The organism is Tistlia sp., from assembly GCF_040905785.1.
In the GTDB taxonomy this organism is placed as follows: domain Bacteria; phylum Pseudomonadota; class Alphaproteobacteria; order Kiloniellales; family DSM-21159; genus Tistlia.
This window is the reverse complement of sequence record NZ_JBBDQW010000054.1, coordinates 79,624-83,168: the sequence shown is the minus strand read 5'-3', so window position 1 is coordinate 83,168 and position 3,545 is coordinate 79,624. Positions and strand designations below refer to the sequence as shown.

The window sequence follows — 3,545 nt, the reverse complement described above, 5'->3', positions numbered from 1 at the left end:
GGGGGCGCGGGCGCACGGCCGCTGGCCGGCCGGCGCGCGCTGGTGACCAGCGGCCCGACGCGCGAGCCGATCGACCCGGTGCGCTACCTCTCCAACCATTCCTCGGGCAAGCAGGGCCACGCCATCGCCGCCGCCCTGGCCGCCCTCGGCGCCGAGACTGTCCTGGTCTCGGGGCCGGTCGCCCTGGCCGATCCGCCCGGAGTCTCGGTGGTCCGCGTCGAGACGGCCGAGCAGATGCTGGCGGCCTGCCGCTCGGCCCTGCCGGTCGAGGTCGCGGTCTGCGCCGCCGCGGTCGCCGACTGGCGGGTTGCCGGGATCGCCGGCCAGAAGATGAAGAAGGACGGCGGCGGGCCGCCGCAGCTCGCGCTGGCCGAGAACCCCGACATACTGGCGACCCTGGCGCGGCCAGGGCCGGAGCGCCCGCGGCTGGTCGTCGGCTTCGCCGCCGAGACCGAGCGGGTCGTCGAGCAGGCGGTCGCCAAGCGCGCGCGCAAGGGCTGCGACTGGATGCTGGCGAACGACGTCTCGGCCGCCACCGGCACCTTCGGCGGAGACCGCAACAGGATCCACCTCATCGACGGCGGCGAGGCGGTCGAGACCTGGCCCCTGCTCGGCAAGGCCGAGGTCGCCGACCGCCTGGCGCGCCGGATCGCCGGGGCCCTGGGGGAAGAACCAGGGGGCGAAGCGGCGGCGGACAGGGCGCCATGAGCGAGACCCCTTCCGCGCGCGAGCCGGTCGGCTCCGTCGAGGTCGCGATCCAGCGCCTGCCCCACGGCGAGGGCCTGGCGCTGCCGGCCTATGCCACGGCCCAGTCGGCCGGCCTGGACCTGCCGGCGGCGGTCGAGGCGCCGCTGACCCTGCAGCCCGGCGACTGGCAGGCCGTGCCGACCGGCTTCGCCGTCGCGCTGCCGCCGGGCACCGAGGCCCAGGTCCGGCCGCGCTCGGGCTTGGCCCTGCGCCACGCGGTGACGCTGGTCAACAGCCCGGGCACGATCGACGCCGACTACCGCGGCGAGATCAAGGTCATCCTCATCAACCTCGGCCGCGAGCCCTTCGTGGTCCGCCGCGGCGAGCGGATCGCCCAGCTCGTGGTCGCGCCCTACCTGCAGGCGGCCTGGCGGCCGGTCGAGCGCCTGTCCGATAGCGCGCGCGGCGAAGGCGGCTTCGGCTCGACCGGCGTCGCCGGGACGGCGCCGGCCCCTGGCAATCGCGGGTCCGACGGCGCAGATTAGGACCATGACCGAAGAGCGCGATTTCACCGACGCTGAGATCGAGCGCTACGCGCGCCACCTGGTCCTGCCGGAGATCGGCGAGGCGGGCCAGACCCGCCTGCTCGGCAGCCGCGTCCTGGTGATCGGCGCCGGCGGGCTCGGCTCGCCGCTGCTGCTCTACCTGGCGGCGGCCGGCGTCGGCACGCTCGGCGTCGTCGACGACGACTTGGTCGAGCTGTCGAACCTGCAGCGCCAGATCATCCACGGCGAGGCCGACATCGGCGCCGCCAAGGTCGCCTCGGCGGCCCGGCGCCTCGCGCAGATCAACCCCGAGGTCCGGGTCGAGGCGCACGAGCGCCGGCTCGAGGCGGAGACCGCCCTCGAGTTGGTCTCGGCCTACGACCTGGTCTGCGACGGCTCCGACAACTTCGCGACCCGCTACCTGGCCAACGATGCCTGCCATCTGGCCGGGCGCACCCTGGTGACGGCGGCGATCATGCGCTTCGACGGCCAGCTGACGACGCTGCGCTCGCACCGGGGCCACGGCCCGGACGGCACCGAGAATCCCTGCTACCGCTGCCTGTTCGGGCCGCAGCCGGAGGACCCCAAGCAGGGCTGCGCCGACGTCGGCGTGCTCGGAGCGCTGGCCGGCACCCTGGGCGCCTTGCAGGCGGTCGAGGCGGTCAAGGAGCTGCTCGGCATCGGCCGCTCCCTGGCCGGGCGCCTGCTGCTCTACGACGCCCTGGAGGCAGGCTTCCGCACGATCCGGGCGAAGGCCGATCCCGACTGCGCGCTGTGCGGCCTGCACCCGGCCGTGACCGGGCTGTCGCAGGCCGCCTACCGGCCCGATTCCGCGGCCTGCGCGGCCGAGTAGCGGCGCCGGCCACGGGCGCGAGATCGGGGGCGGCCTTGCTCCGGGGCGGGCCCGCTGCTATGTCCTGCCCCGCTCCGCAGCCGATACAACAGACCACAGGACGGACCCGACGTATGGCCGAGTTCACCGACTACAAGGTCAAGGACATCTCCCTCGCCAACTGGGGGCGGATGGAGATCGAGATCGCCGAAACCGAGATGCCGGGGCTGATCGCCCTGCGCGAGGAGTTCGGCAAGGAGCAGCCCCTGAAGGGCGCCCGCATCACCGGCTGCCTGCACATGACCATCCAGACCGCGGTGCTGATCGAGACGCTGATCGCGCTCGGCGCCGAGATCCGCTGGTCCTCGTGCAACATCTTCTCGACCCAGGACCACGCCGCCGCGGCGATCGCCGCGACCGGAGTCCCGGTCTTCGCCTGGAAGGGCATGACCGAGGAGGAGTACGAGTGGTGCATCGTCCAGACCATCGAGGGTCCGGACGGCTGGCGCCCGAACATGATCCTGGACGACGGCGGCGACCTGACCGCGGTCGTGCACCGGCCCGAGTACGCCGAGGTCATGAAGGGCATCAAGGGCATCTCCGAGGAGACCACGACCGGCGTGCTGCGCCTCTACGACATGGCGCGCAAGGGCACGCTCCACTGCCCCGCGATCAACGTCAACGACTCGGTGACCAAGTCGAAGTTCGACAACAAGTACGGCTGCCGCGAATCGCTGGTCGACGGCATCCGCCGCGCCACCGACGTCATGATGGCCGGCAAGATCGCGATGGTCGCGGGCTTCGGCGACGTCGGCAAGGGCTCGGCGGAATCGCTGCGCCGGGCCGGCTGCCGCGTGATGGTCAGCGAGGTCGACCCGATCTGCGCCCTGCAGGCCGCCATGGAAGGCTACGAGGTCGTCACCATGGAGACGGCGGCGCCCCGCGCCGACATCTTCGTGACCGCGACCGGCAACAAGGACATCATCACGGTCGACCACATGCGCGCCATGAAGGACCGGGCGATCGTCTGCAACATCGGCCACTTCGACAACGAGATCCAGATCGAGGGCCTGCGCAACCTCAAGTGGACGAACATCAAGCCGCAGGTCGACCAGATCGAGTTCCCGGACGGCAAGAAGATCATCATGCTGTCCGAGGGCCGGCTGGTGAACCTGGGCAACGCCATGGGCCACCCCAGCTTCGTCATGAGCGCCTCCTTCACCAACCAGGTGCTGGCGCAGATGGAGCTGTGGAACAACAACGAGAAGTACGACCGGCAGGTCTACGTGCTGCCCAAGCACCTCGACGAGAAGGTCGCGGCGCTGCACCTGGCCAAGCTCGGCGCCGAGCTGAGCACGCTCAGCAAGGACCAGGCGGCCTACATCGACGTGCCTGTGACCGGCCCGTTCAAGACCGAGCAGTACCGCTACTGACCGGGCGCTTTGCGCCCGGGCCCTGCCCGACCGACCGACGGCGGGGGG

The 3,545-nt window shown here is 72.0% G+C and carries 4 protein-coding genes; all 4 read left to right on the top strand.

The genetic code is table 11. From position 1 onward, the window contains the following. Positions 1 to 708: phosphopantothenoylcysteine decarboxylase (locus WD341_RS12860; RefSeq protein WP_368425860.1), on the top strand; the 708-nt coding region annotated here is incomplete at its 5' end. After that, positions 705 to 1,232: a dUTP diphosphatase gene (dut, locus tag WD341_RS12855; protein ID WP_368425859.1), complete on the top strand. Its 528-nt coding sequence runs from the start codon at positions 705 to 707 to the stop codon at positions 1,230 to 1,232. The genes WD341_RS12860 and dut, both read left to right, overlap by 4 nt. Positions 1,233 to 1,236: 4 nt before the next feature. Then, on the top strand, positions 1,237 to 2,085 hold the full coding sequence (locus tag WD341_RS12850; protein WP_368425858.1) for a ThiF family adenylyltransferase: 849 nt from the start codon (positions 1,237 to 1,239) through the stop codon (positions 2,083 to 2,085). 113 nt (positions 2,086 to 2,198) lie between these two features. After that, positions 2,199 to 3,497: an adenosylhomocysteinase gene (gene ahcY / locus WD341_RS12845; protein ID WP_368425857.1), complete on the top strand. Its 1,299-nt coding sequence runs from the start codon at positions 2,199 to 2,201 to the stop codon at positions 3,495 to 3,497. The last annotated feature ends 48 nt before the right edge of the window (positions 3,498 to 3,545 follow it).

Bases quoted from the DNA above. Each gene is read 5' to 3' on its own strand.
- dut (WP_368425859.1), top strand. From the start codon at position 705: ATGAGCGAGACCCCTTCCGCGCGCGAGCCGGTCGGCTCCGTCGAGGTC.
- WD341_RS12850 (WP_368425858.1), top strand. From the start codon at position 1,237: ATGACCGAAGAGCGCGATTTCACCGACGCTGAGATCGAGCGCTACGCG.
- ahcY (WP_368425857.1), top strand. From the start codon at position 2,199: ATGGCCGAGTTCACCGACTACAAGGTCAAGGACATCTCCCTCGCCAAC.